We start from the raw sequence: 18,505 nt of genomic DNA on the forward strand, positions 1-18,505 counted from the left end.
ATGGGGTGGCTCGGCCATCCATCTGCGAGAGGAGGAATGCGACAATGAAACGACCCGAAACGGCAAGCCCCGAAGAGGGTACAGGCCGCCGGGACTTCCTGAAGCTGGCGGCGATTTCTGCCCCGGTTGCCGTGACCACGGTAACCGCCGGAACCACCGCTGAGGCGGCTGAGCCCGATCTGGCTTCCGACAAGATGCAGGACACGGTTCATACCCGTGCCTACTACGACAGCGCCCGGTTCTAACTGGACCCTGTGAGACTTCCCCGGCCATGGTTGCGTGACGCCCGGACGCCGGTTCACAAATAACCCAGCCGTATCAGGTTCTGATACAAGCAAGGTAGGGCAATATGCTTAGGAAAAAGACCAATGGGGTTGCGCGACGCCCCCAAGGTGCAAGTATCCTGAAAGACGCTGCACACAAGTCGGTAGACCGCCGTACGTTCCTTAAGGGATCCGGTCTTGCCGCAGGCGGTCTGGCCGCCATTACCGTGACCGGAGGAACGGTCACCAAAGCCAAGGCACAATCAACCGGCGATGCCGTGAAGACCGTCAAGTCGATCTGCACGCACTGTTCCGTTGGCTGTACCGTTATCGCCGAAGTTTCCAGCGGAGTCTGGATCGGGCAGGAGCCCGGTTGGGACAGCCCGTTCAACCTGGGTGCCCACTGCGCCAAGGGAGCTTCCGTCCGCGAACACGCTCATGGCGAGCGCCGCCTGAAATATCCGATGAAAAAGGAAGGCGGAGAGTGGAAGCGGATCAGCTGGGATGAGGCGATCAACGAGATCGGCGACAAGATGCTGCAGATCCGCGAAGAAAGCGGTCCGGACAGCGTCTACTGGCTCGGCTCGGCCAAGCACAGTAACGAGCAGGCTTATCTCTTCCGCAAGTTTGCAGGCTACTGGGGAACGAACAACGTCGACCACCAGGCCCGCATCTGCCACTCCACGACGGTTGCCGGCGTAGCGAACACATGGGGCTACGGCGCCATGACCAACAGCTACAACGACATCCACAACTCCAAGGCGATCTTCATCATTGGCGGCAATCCGGCGGAGGCACACCCCGTCTCCCTGCTGCACGTGCTGCGCGCCAAGGAACAGAACAACGCTCCGCTGATCGTCTGCGATCCGCGGTTCACCCGCACCGCGGCCCATGCCGACGAATATGTGCGCTTCCGTCCGGGTTCGGACGTTGCCCTCATCTGGGGCATTCTGTGGCACATCTTCGAAAACGGCTGGGAAGACAAGGAGTTCATCCGCACCCGTGTGTGGGGTATGGACCAGATCCGCGAAGAAGTTGCCAAATGGACGCCCGATGAAGTCGAGCGTGTCACCGGTACGCCGGAAAGCCAGCTGAAGCGCGTGGCGCGGACGCTTGCCAACAACCGCCCGGGCACCGTGATCTGGTGCATGGGCGGCACCCAGCACACCAACGGCAACAACAACACCCGTGCCTACTGCATCCTGCAGCTGGCACTTGGTAACATGGGCACCGCCGGTGGCGGCACCAACATCTTCCGTGGCCACGACAACGTGCAGGGAGCGACCGACCTTGGCGTTCTCGCCGACACGCTGCCGGGTTATTATGGCCTGACCGCCGGCTCCTGGGCTCACTGGGCTCGTGTGTGGGAAGAAGATCTGGATTGGCTGAAAGGCCGCTTCGGCACCATCAAGGGTGCGGACGGCAAGGACAAGGCCATGATGAACCTGACCGGTATCCCGGTCAGCCGCTGGATCGATGGTGTCCTTGAAGCCAAGGAAAACCTGGAACAGCCGGACAACACCCGTGCGATGGTGCTGTGGGGCCATGCCCCGAACTCCCAGACCCGTTTGCCGGAAATGAAACAGGCTATGGAAAAGCTCGACCTTCTGGTCGTGGTTGATCCCTATCCGACCGTTTCGGCAATCCTGCACGACCGCACCGACGGCTGTTACCTGCTGCCGGCCTCGACCCAGTTCGAGACCCGTGGTTCGGTGACCGCTTCCAACCGGTCGCTGCAGTGGCGCGAACAGGTGATTGCACCGCTGTTCGAATCCAAGCCCGACCACACGATCATCGCCATGTTCGCCAAGAAGTTCGGTTTCGACGACCGTCTCTTCCGCAACATCGGCATGGACGGGGACGAGCCGAACATCGAGGACCTGACACGCGAGTTCAACCGCGGCATGTGGACGGTGGGCTACACCGGCCAGTCGCCTGAGCGTATCAAGTCGCACATGGAGAACCAGCACACCTTCGACCGCACCACGCTGCGTGCAGTCGGTGGTCCGAACGACGGCGAGTTCTACGGCATGCCGTGGCCGTGCTGGGGCACCGCAGAGATGAAACACCCGGGAACGGCAAATCTCTACGACATGTCCATGCCGGTCGCTGAAGGCGGCCTGTGCTTCCGTGCCCGTTACGGCGTGGAGCGTGATGGCCAGAACCTTCTGGCGGAAGGCGTCTCCAACCCCGGTGCGGATATTCAGGACGGCTATCCCGAGTTCACCATGCAGATGCTGATCGACCTCGGCTGGGATGGTGACCTGACGGCCGAAGAGCGTCAGTCGATCGAGACTGTTGCCGGCGCTGCGGACAAGATCGGCACCGTGAACTGGAAAACCGACCTTTCGGGCGGTATCCAGCGCGTGGCGATCGCCCATGGCTGTGCCCCGTTCGGCAACGCCAAGGCGCGTGCCGTTGTGTGGACCTTCCCGGATCCGGTGCCGCTGCACCGCGAGCCGCTCTACACCAACCGGCGGGATCTGGTCGCGGACTATCCGACCTATGCCGACAAGTCGTTCTGGCGTGTTCCGACACTCTATGCGTCGATCCAGAAGAACGACTTCTCCAAGGACTTCCCGATCATCCTCACATCCGGCCGTCTGGTCGAATACGAGGGCGGCGGGGACGAAACCCGGTCGAACCCCTGGCTGGCGGAACTCCAGCAGAACATGTTCGTCGAAATCAATCCGCGGGATGCCAACAATCTCGGGGTGCGTGACGGCGCACAGGTCTGGGTCGAAGGCCCGGAGGGCGGCAAGGTCAAGGTCATGGCGATGGTTACCGAACGTGTCGGCGAAGGTGTTGCCTTCATGCCGTTCCACTTCGGTGGTCATTACCAGGGCGAGGACCTGAGGTCGAAGTATCCGAAGGGTGCAGACCCCTATGTGCTTGGGGAAAGCTGTAACACCGCTCAGACCTACGGGTATGACTCGGTGACCCAGATGCAAGAGACCAAGGCTACTCTCTGCAAGATCTCGGCAGCGTAAGGAGGACGACAAATGGCAAGATCAAAGTTCCTTTGCGACGCCGAACGCTGCATTGAGTGCAATGCCTGCGTCACGGCCTGCAAGAACGAGCACGAGGTGCCGTGGGGCATCAACCGCCGCCGTGTTGTGACCATCAATGATGGCAAACCTGGCGAACGGTCGATCTCCGTGGCCTGCATGCACTGCTCGGACGCACCCTGCATGGCGGTGTGCCCGGTGGACTGTTTCTACCAGACCGAAGAAGGCGTGGTGCTTCACTCGAAGGACCTGTGCATTGGCTGCGGCTACTGCTTCTACGCCTGTCCGTTCGGCGCACCGCAATTCCCGCAAGCGGGCAATTTCGGATCGCGCGGCAAGATGGACAAATGCACCTTCTGTGCAGGTGGTCCGGAAGAAAACAACTCCACTGCAGAGTTCGCGAAATACGGCCGCAACCGTATCGCGGAAGGCAAGTTGCCGCTCTGCGCGGAAATGTGCTCCACCAAGGCCCTGCTCGCGGGCGATGGCGACGTCGTGTCGGCCATCTACCGCGAACGTGTGGTTGCCCGCGGCTTCGGCTCGGGTGCCTGGGGCTGGGGTACCGCTTACGGCCAGAAAGGCGGCTGATCCCTTGCGGGGTGAGGGTAGACCGGCACGCCGGACTGCCCGTCACGCTTGGGTGGATGCCTGAAAGAAACGTAGGCGGGGCGGCTTTACAGCCGCCCCGCTCGTCTCCGGTTGTAATCGACAATGAGGTTTGCGGTCATGAAACGCGTGACTATGGCTTTGCTTGTTCTTCTGGCCTTTCTTGGTGCGGGTCTGGGGACAGGGTTTGCACAGGATACGTCCGCCGACCGGTCGGCGACTGGTGGTGCGCAGACGCTTGAAGACATCATGAAACGCCAGCGTGGCGAGAAGGTCGACTACGACTTCCGCCGCAACAATACCGGTGATCCGGACGACGCGGCGTCGATTTCCTCACAGCTCGGGACGCTTGGCGGTGTCTCCGATCCGGAGCTCTGGCGGGCACTGCGGTATGGCTCCGCGGATGTAACAGTCTCTTCCGGTGGATTTGCTGCAACCGTTCTGATGCAGGATGGCGGCATGCGCTGGCTCGAATGGCGCAAGGGACCACTTGCCACTTATGGCGCCTGGCTGCTCGGCGGGACTATCGTGCTGCTGGCCCTTTTCTATCTCATTCGCGGCCGTATTCGCATCGACGGCGAGAAGACTGGCCGCACCATCACCCGCTTCAAGGCGATCGAGCGCTTCGGGCACTGGCTGCTTGCGGGATCCTTCGTCCTGCTTGGCATTACCGGCCTGTTGACGCTTTTCGGGCGTTTCGTGATCATCCCCATGATCGGCAAGGACGCCTTCGCGCCCGTCGCGCATTTCTCGAAGTGGGTCCACAACAACGTCGCCTGGGCCTTCATGCTGGGCCTGATCATGGTGTTCGTGATGTGGGTCGCGCACAACATCCCGAACAAGACGGACGTGAAATGGATCGCCGTCGGTGGCGGGCTCTTCAAGAAGGGCGTGCACCCGCCGGCCAAGAAATTCAACTTCGGTCAGAAGCTGGTGTTCTGGGGGGTGATCGTCCTGGGCGCTTCGATTTCCGTTTCCGGTCTGTCGCTGCTGTTCCCGTTCGAAATGCCAATGTTTGCGGTCACCTTCGAAAAGCTCAACGCACTCGGCCTGCCGCAGCTGGTGGGTCTCGGTACATTGCCTACCGCGCTTGCACCGCATGAGGAAATGCAGTTTGCGCAGCTGTGGCACGCCATTGTGGCCTTCGTGATGATGGCGCTGATCCTGGCGCATATCTACATCGGTTCCATCGGCATGGAAGGCGCCTATGACGCCATGGGCTCCGGCGAGGTCGAACTGCAGTGGGCGAAGGAGCACCACGGCCTCTGGGTGAAGGAAGTCGAAGAAGCTGAAAAGCGCGAAGCCGCCAAACATTCAGGCGGCGACAGCGCGGTTCCCGCCGAATAGGCCCGGCGTGACATGCCGTTTCAGCCGGATCCCGTATGGTTGCTTGCACGGGTCTTCGGGCCCGCTGCCGGCTTCCTTCTGACGCTGGTCTCCGCAGCCGGGAGCGCCGATTTCCAGACCCTGAAGGGCCACGGCGGCCCGGTCATGGATATCGACGTTTCCCTTGAGACCGGGCAGGTGGCCACTGCCAGCTTCGACAATTCGGTCGGCATCTGGAAAGACCGGGTGCCGCAATGGCTTGAGGGCCATGCGGCGGCGGTCAAGGTGGTTCAGTTTCTGGACGGCAGCCATCTGGTGTCCGGCGGAGACGACAACGAGCTTATTCTCTGGAACACCCGCGATAACTCGAACCGGGTTCTGGAAGGGCACACGGCCAAGATCATGGGGCTTGCGGTTTCTCCCGACAAGACGACGATTGCCAGCGCAAGCTGGGATGCACGTGTGGGACTGTGGCCGGTTGCCGGCGGCGAGCCGGCTTATCTTGCCGGACATGCAGCCGGGGTGAATGCGGTCGCGTTTTCAAGGGACGGGCGCCAGCTTTATTCAGCGTCGGTCGACGGGTCGATAAAGCTCTGGGATCTGGCAACGCAAAGTGAAAAGCGGGTCGTAGATCGCAACGGTTTCGGCATCAATGTCATTGCCATCGGCGGTGAGGGTGACCGGGAGAGCTGGATTGCCTACGGCTCCCAGGACGGAGTGACGCGGATCGTCGATATCGAAACCGGCGAACGGATGCATGACTTCACTTTCGAGCGCCGGCCCATACTGGCCATGGCGGTCAGTCCGGATGGCTCACGTCTGGCGACCGGTGACGGTCATGGATATATCACCGTGTTCGACACGACGTCCTGGGCGCTTGAAACGGATTTCCGGGCTGCACTGAAAGGTCCGATCTGGGCGCTTGCCTTTTCGAAGGACGGCGATGTGTTGCATGCGGGCGGCATCGAGAACATCGTCTATTCATGGCCCCTTGCGGATCTTGCAACATTCGATCCGATGGCAACCGAGACACCGCAATTCCTCAAGAAACCGGAAGAAATGTCCAACGGCGAACGGCAGTTCGCGCGCAAATGCTCGATCTGCCACGCCCTGACCGGCGATACCGCGCGCAAGGCCGGGCCGACGCTTCACAACATCTTCGGCCGGCGTGCGGGCACTATTCCGGACTACCCCTATTCGGCGACCCTGTCAGGATCTGATATTGTCTGGTCGGAAACGACGATCGATCAACTGTTCCTGGACGGCCCGGATCACTATATTCCAGGGTCGAAGATGCCGATGCAGCGGATTGTGGAACAGCAAGACCGTGACGATCTGATCGACTATCTGAAATCGGCGACGGCGCCATCCGAAGGAGATACACAATGAAAACAATGCTCATCGCGTTTGCCGCCATTATCGTGATTGCCATCGGCGCCAACCAGGTTCTGGAGCACCTGCGGTTTTCCAGCGCCGATTTCACGTCCAGCCCGTCCGTGCGCTTGGGGGAATAACGATTACCCGCAATTCGACGGAAACAGGCGACGCCTGCCGCTAATTCTGTTGCACATGCGCTGTTGAAAGCTCATGAGCGGTACCTTGTGCGGCGCACAGGCCGTCCGCCCCGGGGTGCCCTTGAAGCTCGACGCAAGTCCAGTTGCATTTGACCAGGTCAAAAAAATCCCCCTCCTCGCGTGAGAAGGGGGAAGGTTTGAGCGGAGCGTGCGACACAGATTGCTATCTGGCTCCACTCACTCGGAAAGCGAGAAGACGGTCAGACGGGCTCAGCTTGAGCCCTTGTCCGAATTCGGGAAGAACAGCTGCTGGCCGTCGACCTTGTAGTCGGCGATAGCCTGCTGGCCTTCCTTGGACAGCACCCAGTCAACGAACTGCTGGCCAAGATCGGCCTTCACATGGGCATGAACTTCCGGGTTCACCAGAATGATGCCGTACTGGTTGAACAGGATCGGGTCGCCTTCAACGGCAACCTTGTAGTCGCCCTTGTTGCCGAAGGAGATCCAGGTGGCACGATCGGTCATGACGTAAGCGCCCATGCCGGTGCCGGTGTTGAGGGTAGCGCCCATGCCGGAGCCGGTTTCACGGTACCAGTCGCCAGACCCTTCGCTCGGGTCGATGCCGGCGGCCTTCCACAGGCGAAGCTCCGCCTTGTGGGTGCCGCTGTCATCGCCGCGAGAGGCAAATGGGGCCTTTGCATCGGCGATTTTCTTCAGGGACTCAACGACATCTTTCGAGCCGGCGACGCCTGCAGGGTCATTTGCCGGGCCGACGATGACAAAGTCGTTGTACATGACGTCGGAACGGGAAACGCCGAGACCGTCTGCAACGAATTTTTCTTCGGACGGCTTGGAGTGAACGAACAGGACATCGCCATCGCCATTGGCGGCATTCTTGATGGCCTGGCCTGTGCCAACGGCAACCACGCGGACTTCAATGCCGGTCTTTTCCTGGAAGATGGGCAGGAGATAGTCGAACAGGCCCGAATTCTGGGTTGAGGTGGTCGACTGGACGACAATGAACTTGTCTTCCGCAAAACTCGGCTGACCGGCAAATACGGTCGTCAGGACGGCGGCGGCAAGCGCCAGAAATGCTCTTCTGATCAATTTTTCCTCCCGGGGTAATCATTCAGGGATTGGGTGTTGGGTCCAAGGTAAAGCCTGCCTTCCCGCCAGGCGCGAACGGGTTCGCTTCTGGGGTTGGCAAGCACTTTTTCGACAGGGCCTGTCTCGACCACGGTGCCGTTCTGCAGAAACACGAGGTCTTCACCGAGGCGTTTTGCCTGGCCTGCATCATGGGTCACCAGAACAACGGTGACACCGCGGGCGTTGGCTTCCAGTACCAGGGACTCGATCGCGGCAGTGGAGGCCGGGTCGAGATTGGCAGTAGGTTCGTCGAGAAACAGGAGTTCGGGATCGCAGGCAAGAGCACGCACCAGGGACAGGCGCTGCTGCTCGCCGCCGGACAAGACGCGCGCCGGGCGCCGGGCCAGATGACTGAGGCCCGCCGTTTCCAGCGCGGCCTTGACCTTGTCGGCGCGTTCGCTGCCCCGCAGGCCACGAACGCTCAGGGCGAACTTGAGATTGGCGATAACCGAGCGGCGCAGCAACACGGGACGCTGGAAGACCATAGCCTGCGCGCGTCGCGCGGTGGCGTCCATCCGGCCGCCTTCCCACAGGATAGCGCCTTCCTGCGGCTGAAGCAGACCGTGCATCAATCGCAGCAAGAGGCTCTTGCCGGCTCCGTTCGGGCCCATGATGAGCGTGCGTGAACCGCGCCGGATGGCAACATCGACGTCGTGCAGAAGTTTTTCGCCGCCCGCCGAAAAGCCGAGACTTCTGACATCCAGCAACGGGTCGTGCATTGCCGGGCTACGGCGCGACATCGTGGAGGCAGTGCCTGGTGTGTCGAAAGCTGCGTCACGCATAGGCGGCCCTCGCGGCTGAGGCACGAAGGGCCATGACACCGGCGTTCACGGCAAAGGCGATCATCAGCAGGATCACGCCGAGCGCCAAGGCAAGCTGGAGATTGCCCTTGGATGTTTCCAAGGCGATGGTCGTGGTCATCACGCGGGTAACATGGTTGATGTTGCCACCGACAATGATAACCGCTCCGACTTCGGCAACCGCACGGCCGAAACCGGCCAGCGCGACGGTCAGCAGGCTGTAGCGGGCATCCCAGAGCATGGCTGTCAGACGATCAAATCGGCCGACGCCGAGCGATGCGAACTGCTCGGAATATTCCCTGTTGAGGTCTTCGATTACCTGGCGTGTCAGCGCGGCGACAATGGGCGTCACCAGCACCATCTGCGCGATAATCATGGCAGTCGGCGTGTAGAGCAGGCGCAGCGGCCCGAGCGGTCCGGATGCCGACAGGACGAGATAGACAAGCAGGCCGACCACGACAGGGGGCAGGCCCATCAGCGCGTTCAAGATGACGGCGACGAGCGTTCTTCCGGGGAAATTGAAAGTGCCGACCGCCGCGCCGAGGGGCAGGCCGATGACGCAGGCGAGAACGACAGCCGTAAGCGTGACCCGCATGGACAGGCCGATGATTTCCATCAGATCCGGATCCAGCGCGACGACCAGGCCAAGGGCTCCAGCAAATGCCCCCCAGAAACTGTCCATTCCTGTCATTTCTCCCTCTCTATGGGAAAAAATATCGTAAAATGCCAAAGAATGAAACTCATGTACGACATGGACACGCACAAAAAAGCCACAGCGGAAGGTGCTGTGGCTTTTTTAGGTAGATCGTGAATTTTATCGGCTTGTCGAGAAACTCCTCAATACAGCCAGCGGGGCAGCCAGGTGGCGAACATCGGGAAGGTCCAGAGGATGGCGACGGCGACGATCTGCAGGATGATAAAGGGAACGACGCCGCGGTAGATCTGGCCCGTTGTGATTTCCTTCGGTGCCGCGCCTCTCAGATAGAACAGCGAGAAGCCGAAGGGAGGGGTCAGGAACGAGGTCTGCAGGTTGATCGCGATCAGGACCGTCAGCCAGATCGGGTCGATGCCCATCAGGATCAGGGGCGGGATCAGAACCGGCAGCAGGATCACCGAGATCTCGACGAAATCGAGGAAGAAGCCCAGCACGAAGACGAACAGCATCGCGAAGATCAGTGCGCCTGTCGGACCGCCCGGCATTTCCTGAAGGATGTCGTGGACCCGGTCTTCCCCCCCAAGGCCGACGAAAACCAGCGAGAAGAAGCTGGCCATCAGGATGGTTGCGAAGATCATCGAGGTGACGGTCAGTGTGGACAGCATGGAAGCTTTCAGGAGCCCGTCCGCGAAAGCCTTCTTCAGGATGTGCAGAACGACGCCCAGGGAAAACAGCGCCAGCCCCGCATAGACAGCGGCGATAACGTAGCCACCGGCCGTGACATCGGAGCGTTGCAGGCGTATCGGCAGGAGCGATGCGGCAATTGCAAGCGTCAGGAGCGCAGCTGTCGCCAACACGATGAGCTTTGAGGACACCCCGAGACGGCGGCCTGCCAGCAGGATCGCGCCCACGGCACCGACGGAAGCTGCCTCGTTGGGCGAGGCGATGCCGCCGAGGATGGAACCGAGCACTGCAACGATCAACAGGATCGGCGGCACGATGGCGGCAGCAATCTCCCGGCCTGACGGCTGGTCGACATGTTCCGACATTGCTGGCGCGTCGTTCGGGAACAGGTAAGCCCGGCCGACAATGTAGGCGCAGTAGACGGCGACGAGCAGCAGACCGGGGATCATGGCGGCTGCAAAAGTCTGGCCGACCGAGATCGTCTCGATGGTGAACTTGCCCTGCGCGTATTGCGCCTGCTGGAAGGCATTGGACATGACGTCGGCCAGGATGATCAGCAGAGTCGACGGTGGGATGATCTGGCCGAGCGTTCCGGCAGTACAGACCATGCCGGAGGCAAGTTTGGGGTCATAGCCATTGCGCAGCATTGTGGGCAGGGCGATCAGGCCCATGGCAACCACCGTTGCACCGACAATGCCTGTGGACGCGGCGAGCAGGGCGCCGACCAGCATCACCGAAACACCGAGACCACCTCTCATGCGGCCGAAGAGCCGGCCCATTGTTTCCAGCAGATCCTCTGCGATGCGGCTCTTTTCCAGAATGACGCCCATCAGGACGAACAGCGGGATCGCGGTCAGGACCGGGTTGGTGAGCACACCGAAGAAACGCTGGCCCATGGCGCCCATGAGCTGAATGTTGAAGTCGCCCATCATCCAGCCGAGCAGGGCAAAGCCCGTGGCAACGCCCGCAATGGTGAAGGCAACGGGATAGCCGAGCAGAATGAAGGCGATCAGCGCGCCGAACATGATGAGATCGAGAGGCAGGCTCATGCACTGACGCCTTTCAGCTTCTGAACATCGCGGATGAAGGCGGCCACACCCTGGATCAGCAGCAGCACGCAATAGGCGGGAATGAGGGATTTCAGGAGGAAGGAGGCAGGGATACCGCCAACGGAAATCGGCCCTTCCAGAATGGCCCAGCTGCCGCGCACGGACGGCCAGGAGAACCAGATCAGCACGACGAGGGCCGGTGTCAGCAGGAACAGATGGCCGAAGATATCGATCCACGCCTGCGCGCGCTCGCTGTTCCTGGCATAGAAGATGTCGACACGGACATGGGCATTGACGAGGAAAGTGTACCCGGCGCCGAGCATGAAGATCGCCGCGTGGAAATACAGCACGCCTTCATCGAGAAAGATGAAGCTGTAGCCAAAGACATAGCGAAGCAACACGATCGTGAATTGCAGCAGCAACATCAGAAGCGCCGCCCAGCACAGCGTGTTGCCTATTACCGAATTGACACGCTCCAGCGCGCCCGCCAGTTTTTCCATCAAAGTAGCTTCCCGGTTCTTTTGCCCCTTAAGGCTTTCTGCCTGCCTGAACGTGAGATCGGGCATCCCGACGCTTGTCATCCCGGACGGAGCGGAGCGCAGATCCGGGATCCAGTACGCCGCAGCCCCTGTAAAAAGCATGGGCGCCGGTGGCTACTGGATCCCCGCCTGCGCGGGGATGACAAGTGGAGGGCATTGCCGTTCCATTTTATAGAGGCGCCACTTGTCCCCTGCCGTCCATCTTCCCAAGCGGCTTAAAACAGATGCCCAAACCTCAAAATCCTTATAGGACTTGACCCTGCAGGTCATGCCGTTTCCCCGAAGCGAATTCTGACGCGAAGAGGAACCGAAATGGATCCCAGTGGCTCGCCATGGGACGACGACAGACAGGGCGATAAATCGCCATCACATCGGGGAAAACAGATTTCCCCGATGTGAGACGTCAACCCGATCAGTCGTAGTTGTAGTCGAGCATACGCGCGTTCATCTGGCCGTTGTCGGCATAGGGCATGTACTCGCGCATCAGCTTGCGGTAGGCGAGGAAGCTTTCGGTGATGCGTTTCACCAGCTCGTCTTCGTCCGCACGCAGTTCGGCGATCACCTCACCGGCGGCATTGCCCATTGCGACGATGACGTCGTCCGGAAGCTTCTTCACCATCACACCGTGATCGTTGACCAGCTGGGTCAGTGCCTGGGCGTGCTTGGTGTTGTATTCCGTCAGAACGTCGTTGTAGAGGCTGGCGCAGGCACGCTGCACGGCTTCCTTCAGGTCGTCCGGCAGAGCGTTGTAGGCTTCCAGGTTGACGGCACATTCTTCAGCGGAAGACGGCTCGCCGACACCCGGCCAGTAGTAGTTCTTGGCGATCTGGTAGTAGCCGAGCGCGCTGTCTGTCCACGGACCGATGAACTCGCCCGCATCAAGCGCGCCGGACTGAAGCGCCTGGAACATGGCCGGGCCGCTCATGGCCTGAACCGCCATGCCGAGCTTGGAACACATTTCGGAGGCAAGACCGGTGGACCGGAACTTCAGGCCTTTCAGGTCGTCGGCGCTGTTGATCTCGTTGCGGAACCAGCCAGCCCACTGCGGTCCGGAGTTGCCGCACAGGAACGGCTTCAGGTTGAAGCGGGCATAGATCTCGTCATAGAGAGCCTGGCCGCCGCCGTGGATCATCCAGCCGGCTTGTTCGGGAGCTGTCAGACCGAAAGGCTGCGAACCGAACAGCAGGATGCCCTTGGACTTGGAACCCCAATAGGCGGGAACAGCATGGTACAGCTCGGCAGTGCCCTGGCCGACGGCATCGAACACACCGTTGCCCGGGACGATTTCGCCGGCGGCAAAGAGCTTCACCTCGATGCGACCACCGGACAGTGCGGTGATGCGGTCCGCCAGCATCTGGGCAGCGACGCCGGGTCCCGGCAGGTTCTTCGGCCATGCGGTGACCATGCGCCACTGGTGCACATCCTGCGCAATGGCAGGTGCAGCCAGGGTGGAGGCCGCAACTGCGGCTGTGCCGGTGGCGCCGGCTTTCAGAAAATCACGTCTTTTCATGGTATTACCCCTCAGTCAAAGGAATGGATCGGAGTGTCCCGCCGTGCTTGATTGTTTCCCCAAGATCAACCTGCTTTCATGTTGGACCATGACAGCAGAAAGTTGATTGCATTATAGTTGCTGGGTCATCTTTCTGCGTCCATCAGGACGCGGGACGACCCAGAATCGCCGGCAGGTTAAGCCCCTGTTCTTTCGCGCAGTCCAGCGCGATCTCGTAGCCGGCATCCGCGTGACGCATCACGCCCGTTGCCGGATCGTTCCAGAGCACCCGACCGATTCGCCGATCGGCATCTTCCGTGCCGTCGCAGCAGATGACCATACCCGAGTGCTGGGAAAAGCCCATGCCGACGCCGCCGCCATGGTGGAGCGACACCCAGGTCGCGCCGGAGGCGGTGTTGAGCAGGGCATTCAGAAGCGGCCAGTCGGACACGGCATCGGAGCCGTCCTTCATGGCTTCGGTCTCGCGATTGGGCGATGCGACCGAACCACTGTCGAGGTGGTCGCGGCCGATCACGATCGGCGCTTTCAGTTCGCCGTTGCGGACCATTTCGTTGAAGGCAAGGCCGAGGCGGTGGCGCTGCCCAAGGCCAACCCAGCAGATGCGGGCCGGCAGGCCCTGGAAGGAAATGCGCTCGCGCGCCATGTCCAGCCAGTTGTGCAGGTGCTGGTCGTCCGGGATCAGTTCCTTCACCTTGGCGTCGGTCTTGTAGATGTCTTCCGGATCGCCCGAAAGCGCGCACCAGCGGAACGGGCCGATGCCACGGCAGAACAGCGGGCGGATATAGGCCGGCACGAAACCCGGGAAAGCAAAGGCGTTTTCCAGGCCTTCTTCCATGGCAACCTGGCGGATGTTGTTGCCGTAATCGAGTGTCGGCACACCCATGTTCCAGAAGTCGACCATGGCAGCGACATGCACCTTCATGGACGCGCGAGCGGCTTTTTCCACCGCCTTCGGGTCGGTCTCGGCCTTGGCGCGCCATTCGGCGACGGTCCAGCCCTGCGGCAGGTAACCGTTGACCGGATCATGGGCGGAGGTCTGGTCGGTGACGATGTCCGGCTTCACGCCGCGCTTCACCAGTTCGGAGAAGACATCGGCGGCGTTGCCGATCAGCGCCACGGACTTGGCTTCGCCTGCCTTGGTCCAGCGGTCGATCAGTGCCAGCGCCTCGTCGAGGGAGTGGGTCTTTTCGTCGACGTAGCGTGTGCGCAGGCGGAAGTCGGCGCTCTTCTCGTCACATTCCACCGCAAGGCAGCAGGCCCCGGCCATGACGGCTGCAAGCGGCTGCGCACCGCCCATGCCGCCGAGACCACCGGTCAGGATCCAGCGGCCCTTCAGGTTGCCTTCGTAGTGCTGGCGTCCGGCTTCCATGAAGGTCTCATAGGTGCCCTGTACGATGCCCTGCGTACCGATGTAGATCCAGGAACCGGCGGTCATCTGGCCATACATGGCCAGGCCCTTCTTATCCAGCTCGTGGAAGTGGTCCCAGTTGGCCCAGTTCGGCACCAGATTGGAATTGGCGATCAGAACGCGCGGAGCATCCTTGTGGGTCTTGAAGACACCGACCGGCTTGCCGGACTGCACCAGCAGCGTCTCGTCTTCCTCAAGGGTCTTGAGGCTTGCGACGATGCGGTCGAAATCGTCCCAGGTGCGTGCCGCGCGGCCGATGCCGCCATAGACGACCAGCTCATGCGGGTTTTCAGCCACATCCGGATGAAGGTTGTTCATCAGCATGCGCAGCGGGGCTTCGGTCAGCCAGGACTTGGTGTTGAGCTCGGTGCCGGTGGGTGGGAAAACGTCGCGGGCGTTGTGGCGGCGATCAGTCATTGTTCGCTCCCTGGGTGTTGTTCTGGAATAAGGAGGGCGCGAGGTTTTCCAGCGCGCTCAGGATGTCTTTCAGATAGGTCCGAAGCCGGTCGGCCTTGGCCTCGTCATAGGCAAAGGGCGTGTCTTCGGTGGCAAGATGGGTCTTCTGGGCGAGCTCCATCTGAATGGCGTGAAAGCCTTCGGCCGGTCGGCCGTAATGCCGTGTCGTCCAGCCACCCTTGAAGCGGCCGTTGAGGATCGACGTGTAACCTTCCGCTGCCTGGGTGCAGGCGACGACGGCAGCCTCGATGGCGCTGGCGCAGGTCGTGCCGTTGTTGGTGCCCGTATTGAAATCGGGCAGCGTGCCTTCGAACAGGAACGGCACTACGGAGCGGATCGAGTGGCAATCGTAGAGAATGGCGACGCCGTGTTTGGCGCGGACCCGTTCCATTTCCGCCTGAAGGGCAGCGTGATAGGGAGCATGCCAGGCAAGACGCCGGGCCTCGATTTCACCGGTCTGCGGTTCCATGCCGGATTTGTAGATGGGGCGTCCATCGAAATCGGTGGTCGGGCAGAGCGTTGTGGTGTTCTGGCCCGGATAAAGGCTGACGCCTTCCGGATCGCGATTGGCGTCGATCACATAACGATGGAAGTTCGCCTTCACCATGGTCGCACCGGGCAGGAGATCGGAATAAAGCCGGTCCACATGCCAGTCGGTGTCGGCCAGTTTCAGGCCGGTGTCGTTGAACCTTGCCTTGATGTCGTCCGGAACGAATGTGCCTGCATGAGGCACGCCAAGAACGACCGGGCCATCACCGCGGAAGACGTCAACCGGCTGCATGGGCATCTCCCAGCGTGATCATGTGGCCGGCGGAAATCGCCGAAACCAGCTTGCGGCTGCGGATCAGGCCGGCTGCCGTTTCCAGGTCCGGTGCCATGTAGCGGTCCTTTTCCAGGGAGGGGACGACACCGCGAAGAGCGCCCATGACCGTCTGCAGCGAAGCGCTGGTGTTCAGCGGGGCGCGGTGCTCGATGCCTTCGGCGGCACACAGAAGTTCCACACCCAGGATCTGGCTGAGGTTGGCGTTCATGCGGGCAAGACGACGAGCACCGTGGGCGGCCATGGAAACATGGTCTTCCTGGTTGGCACTGGTCGGCGTGGAATCCGTCGAGCACGGATTGGCGAGATGCTTGTTCTCGCTCATCAGGGCGGCGGTCGTCACTTCCGCGATCATCATGCCCGAGTTCAGGCCCGGATCCTTGGCGAGGAACGGCGGCAGGTCGAAGGAAAGCGTCGGGTCGACCATGAGCGCGACACGGCGCTGGGAAATCGCACCGAGTTCGGCAATGGCCAGTGCAATCTGGTCGGCAGCAAAGGCAACTGGTTCGGCATGGAAATTGCCACCGGAAACGATCCGGTCGGCATCGATCAGTACCAGCGGATTGTCGGTTGCCGCATTGGCTTCGATCTCGAGCGTGCGGGCCGCCATGCGGAGCAGATCGACACAGGCACCGGCAACCTGGGGCTGGCAGCGGATGCAGTAAGGGTCCTGCACGCGGGTGTCGCCCTCGCGGTGGCTTTCGCGGATTTCCGAGCCGTCCATGATTGCGCGCATGGCCCTTGCCACTTCGATCTGGCCGCGATGGCCGCGCAGTTCATGGATTTCTGGCAGGAGCGGTGCGGTCGAGCCCATGATGGCGTCGGTGGAAAGGCTGGCGGTCATCAGGGTCGCTTCGGCCAGACGCCAGGCGTCGAACAGGCCGGTGAGCGCACAGGCGCTCGAAAACTGCGTGCCATTGATCAGCCCAAGGCCTTCCTTGGGGCCAAGCACGACCGGGGTCAGGCCCGCCTTGGCAAGGGCTTCACCACCGGGCATGCGCGTGCCGCCGAAATCAGCTTCACCTTCACCGATCAGGACAGCCGTCATATGGGCCAGCGGCGCAAGATCGCCGGATGCACCGACAGACCCTTGCGAGGGAACCATCGGCGTGACGTTTCTTTCCAGGCAATCCTCGATCAGCTTCATCACTTCGAAGCGGACACCGGAGGCACCGCGGCCAAGAGAGAGCAGCTTCAGCACCATCATCAGGCGGGTGGTGGTCTTGTCGAGCGGTTCGCCGACGCCGCAACAATGGGAGAGGATCAGGTTCCGCTGCAGGGTTGCAGTGTCCTCGGGGGCGATCTTGACGCTGGCCAGCTTGCCGAAGCCGGTGTTGACGCCGTAAACGGCCTCGCTGCCCCGGGCCGCCTTGGCAACTCGTTCGGACGCAAGGTTGATCGCGGCTTCCGCCGCGCGGTCGATGCGCACTGGCAGCTCTTCCCGGTAGATGCGTTCCAGATCCGCCAGGGTCACGGAGCCCGGTGTCAGGGTAAGGGCGCTCATTCAGAGCCTCCGAAAATGCGTTTGAAGAGGGAATTGAAGCCGATCCGGTAGGAAAGCTCCGCCGGGTGGCTGACGTTCCAGACAGCCAGATCCGCCCGTTTGCCGGGCGCCAGCGTGCCCTGATCGTCCAGACCAAGCGCCTTTGCCGCTTCGCGGGTGACGCCGGCCAGCGCTTCTTCCGGTGTCATGCGGAACAAGGTGCAGCCCATGTTCATGGTCAGGAGCAACGAGGCGAGGGGGGATGAACCCGGATTGCAGTCCGTTGCCAGCGCGACGGGCACATTGTGCTTGCGCAAAAGATCAAGCGGCGGGAACTGCGTTTCGCGCAAGGTGTAGAAGGCGCCCGGCAAAAGCACGGCAACAGACCCGCTTTCGGCCATCGCCTTGACGCCGGCTTCATCCAGATATTCCAGATGGTCGGCGGAAAGGGCGCCATAGGAAGCAGCAAGGGCCGCGCCGTTCAGGTTGGACAGTTGCTCTGCATGCAGCTTCACCGGCAGACCAATTTGCTTGGCCTTGTCAAACACCTTGCCGATCTGTTCCGGCGAAAAGGCGATGCCTTCGCAAAAACCGTCCACGGCATCCACCAGTCCCTCGGCATGAGCCGCTTCCAGCGTCGGCAGGCAGACCTTTTCCAGATAGAGGTCGGCCTTGTCCTTGTATTCGGCCGGAATGGCATGGGCGCCCAGGAAGCTGGTCTTGACGGTGATCGGTCGCAGCTTGCCGATCTTGCGGGCGGTGCGCAGCATGCGCAGCTCCGTTTCCCGGTCGAGGCCATAGCCGGACTTGATCTCGATGGCGGTGACGCCCTCGGCGATCAGGGCATCGACACGCGGCAGGGCAGCTTCCAGCAGCTGCTTTTCGCTGGCTGCGCGCGTTGCCTTGACCGTGGAAACGATGCCGCCACCGGCCCGGGCCACTTCTTCGTACGTTGCACCTTGCAGGCGCATTTCGAATTCACGTGCCCGGTCGCCGCCGAAAACAACATGGGTATGACAGTCGATCAGGCCCGGGGTCACCAGCCGCCCGCCGATATCATCCGCGCTGAGCGACGCATAGTGAGACGGCAGGTCTGCGGCCTTGCCGATCCAGGCGATCCGGCCACCTTCGATCACCAGCGCACCGTCCTCAATCAGGCCGTACGGCTCTCCGTTTGCGGTGAGCGTTGCCAGCTTGGCGTTTGTGAGGAGGCGTTTCAGCACGTCCATCTCCGGCTT

Annotated in this window: 16 protein-coding genes; 6 read left to right on the forward strand and 10 right to left on the reverse strand. The window is 61.5% G+C overall.

All coding sequences use genetic code 11. The features are described 5' to 3' along the window. The first annotated feature begins 44 nt into the window (after positions 1-44). The 6 genes from ACYQ6M_RS02000 to ACYQ6M_RS02025 all read left to right on the forward strand — a co-directional run bounded on the left by ACYQ6M_RS02000 (position 45) and on the right by ACYQ6M_RS02025 (position 6,717). Positions 45-245, forward strand: a complete 201-nt coding sequence (locus ACYQ6M_RS02000; RefSeq protein ID WP_023003115.1) for a hypothetical protein — start codon at positions 45-47, stop codon at positions 243-245. 104 nt (positions 246-349) lie between these two features. Continuing rightward, a complete protein-coding gene (locus ACYQ6M_RS02005; protein WP_023003116.1) occupies positions 350-3,253 on the forward strand; it encodes a formate dehydrogenase subunit alpha in 2,904 nt (967 codons plus the stop codon). Between the two features lie 12 nt (positions 3,254-3,265). After that, positions 3,266-3,859: a formate dehydrogenase FDH3 subunit beta gene (gene fdh3B, locus ACYQ6M_RS02010; protein ID WP_006937368.1), complete on the forward strand. Its 594-nt coding sequence runs from the start codon at positions 3,266-3,268 to the stop codon at positions 3,857-3,859. Positions 3,860-3,997: 138 nt separating this feature from the next. After that, the gene (locus ACYQ6M_RS02015; protein WP_460071832.1) at positions 3,998-5,224 is read left to right on the forward strand and encodes a formate dehydrogenase subunit gamma; all 1,227 of its coding nucleotides are present in this window, start codon (positions 3,998-4,000) and stop codon (positions 5,222-5,224) included. Between the two features lie 12 nt (positions 5,225-5,236). Further along, positions 5,237-6,592, forward strand: a complete 1,356-nt coding sequence (locus ACYQ6M_RS02020; RefSeq protein WP_023003118.1) for a c-type cytochrome — start codon at positions 5,237-5,239, stop codon at positions 6,590-6,592. Beyond that, positions 6,589-6,717, forward strand: coding sequence for a hypothetical protein (locus ACYQ6M_RS02025; RefSeq protein ID WP_023003119.1), 129 nt, complete (start codon positions 6,589-6,591; stop codon positions 6,715-6,717). Before ACYQ6M_RS02020 ends, ACYQ6M_RS02025 begins: the two co-directional genes overlap by 4 nt. A 270-nt stretch (positions 6,718-6,987) precedes the next feature. On the opposite strand, the gene ACYQ6M_RS02030 is transcribed toward ACYQ6M_RS02025, so the two are convergent. The 10 genes from ACYQ6M_RS02030 to hutI form a co-directional block, all read right to left on the reverse strand. Beyond that, entirely contained in the window at positions 6,988-7,824 is an 837-nt protein-coding gene (locus ACYQ6M_RS02030; protein WP_023003120.1) for an ABC transporter substrate-binding protein, read from the reverse strand. Next, on the reverse strand, positions 7,821-8,645 hold the full coding sequence (locus tag ACYQ6M_RS02035) for an ATP-binding cassette domain-containing protein (protein ID WP_208997658.1): 825 nt from the start codon (positions 8,643-8,645) through the stop codon (positions 7,821-7,823). Before ACYQ6M_RS02035 ends, ACYQ6M_RS02030 begins: the two co-directional genes overlap by 4 nt. Further along, positions 8,638-9,345 (reverse strand): ABC transporter permease, encoded by a 708-nt coding sequence (locus ACYQ6M_RS02040; RefSeq protein WP_023003122.1) that lies wholly within the window; start codon positions 9,343-9,345, stop codon positions 8,638-8,640. The genes ACYQ6M_RS02035 and ACYQ6M_RS02040 overlap by 8 nt, the downstream gene beginning before the upstream one ends. 155 nt (positions 9,346-9,500) lie before the next feature. Next, the gene (locus ACYQ6M_RS02045; RefSeq protein ID WP_460071836.1) at positions 9,501-11,051 is read right to left on the reverse strand and encodes a TRAP transporter large permease; all 1,551 of its coding nucleotides are present in this window, start codon (positions 11,049-11,051) and stop codon (positions 9,501-9,503) included. After that, positions 11,048-11,551, reverse strand: a complete 504-nt coding sequence (locus ACYQ6M_RS02050) for a TRAP transporter small permease subunit (protein WP_062491410.1) — start codon at positions 11,549-11,551, stop codon at positions 11,048-11,050. The genes ACYQ6M_RS02045 and ACYQ6M_RS02050 overlap by 4 nt, the downstream gene beginning before the upstream one ends. A gap of 451 nt (positions 11,552-12,002) precedes the next feature. Next, complete coding sequence (locus ACYQ6M_RS02055) at positions 12,003-13,100, reverse strand: TRAP transporter substrate-binding protein (protein WP_023003125.1); 1,098 nt, start codon at positions 13,098-13,100, stop codon at positions 12,003-12,005. 142 nt (positions 13,101-13,242) lie between these two features. Further along, positions 13,243-14,925 (reverse strand): urocanate hydratase, encoded by a 1,683-nt coding sequence (hutU, locus tag ACYQ6M_RS02060; RefSeq protein WP_055656225.1) that lies wholly within the window; start codon positions 14,923-14,925, stop codon positions 13,243-13,245. Then, positions 14,918-15,745 (reverse strand): N-formylglutamate deformylase, encoded by an 828-nt coding sequence (gene hutG / locus ACYQ6M_RS02065; RefSeq protein ID WP_460071839.1) that lies wholly within the window; start codon positions 15,743-15,745, stop codon positions 14,918-14,920. The genes hutU and hutG overlap by 8 nt, the downstream gene beginning before the upstream one ends. Next, on the reverse strand, positions 15,732-17,288 hold the full coding sequence (gene hutH, locus ACYQ6M_RS02070) for a histidine ammonia-lyase (protein ID WP_023003128.1): 1,557 nt from the start codon (positions 17,286-17,288) through the stop codon (positions 15,732-15,734). Before hutH ends, hutG begins: the two co-directional genes overlap by 14 nt. Then, positions 17,285-18,496, reverse strand: coding sequence for an imidazolonepropionase (hutI, locus tag ACYQ6M_RS02075; RefSeq protein WP_168685621.1), 1,212 nt, complete (start codon positions 18,494-18,496; stop codon positions 17,285-17,287). The genes hutH and hutI overlap by 4 nt, the downstream gene beginning before the upstream one ends. Between the last annotated feature and the right edge of the window lie 9 nt (positions 18,497-18,505).

The sequence above is a fragment of the Roseibium sp. ROS1 genome (assembly GCF_054658215.1).

Coding starts and splice junctions, on each gene's coding strand:
- ACYQ6M_RS02000 (WP_023003115.1), top strand. CDS start 45: ATGAAACGACCCGAAACGGCAAGCCCCGAAGAGGGTACAGGCCGCCGG.
- ACYQ6M_RS02005 (WP_023003116.1), top strand. CDS start 350: ATGCTTAGGAAAAAGACCAATGGGGTTGCGCGACGCCCCCAAGGTGCA.
- fdh3B (WP_006937368.1), top strand. CDS start 3,266: ATGGCAAGATCAAAGTTCCTTTGCGACGCCGAACGCTGCATTGAGTGC.
- ACYQ6M_RS02015 (WP_460071832.1), top strand. CDS start 3,998: ATGAAACGCGTGACTATGGCTTTGCTTGTTCTTCTGGCCTTTCTTGGT.
- ACYQ6M_RS02020 (WP_023003118.1), top strand. CDS start 5,237: ATGCCGTTTCAGCCGGATCCCGTATGGTTGCTTGCACGGGTCTTCGGG.
- ACYQ6M_RS02025 (WP_023003119.1), top strand. CDS start 6,589: ATGAAAACAATGCTCATCGCGTTTGCCGCCATTATCGTGATTGCCATC.
- ACYQ6M_RS02035 (WP_208997658.1), bottom strand. CDS start 8,645: ATGCGTGACGCAGCTTTCGACACACCAGGCACTGCCTCCACGATGTCG.
- ACYQ6M_RS02040 (WP_023003122.1), bottom strand. CDS start 9,345: ATGGACAGTTTCTGGGGGGCATTTGCTGGAGCCCTTGGCCTGGTCGTC.
- ACYQ6M_RS02045 (WP_460071836.1), bottom strand. CDS start 11,051: ATGAGCCTGCCTCTCGATCTCATCATGTTCGGCGCGCTGATCGCCTTC.
- ACYQ6M_RS02050 (WP_062491410.1), bottom strand. CDS start 11,551: ATGGAAAAACTGGCGGGCGCGCTGGAGCGTGTCAATTCGGTAATAGGC.
- ACYQ6M_RS02055 (WP_023003125.1), bottom strand. CDS start 13,100: ATGAAAAGACGTGATTTTCTGAAAGCCGGCGCCACCGGCACAGCCGCA.
- hutU (WP_055656225.1), bottom strand. CDS start 14,925: ATGACTGATCGCCGCCACAACGCCCGCGACGTTTTCCCACCCACCGGC.
- hutG (WP_460071839.1), bottom strand. CDS start 15,745: ATGCAGCCGGTTGACGTCTTCCGCGGTGATGGCCCGGTCGTTCTTGGC.
- hutH (WP_023003128.1), bottom strand. CDS start 17,288: ATGAGCGCCCTTACCCTGACACCGGGCTCCGTGACCCTGGCGGATCTG.
- hutI (WP_168685621.1), bottom strand. CDS start 18,496: ATGGACGTGCTGAAACGCCTCCTCACAAACGCCAAGCTGGCAACGCTC.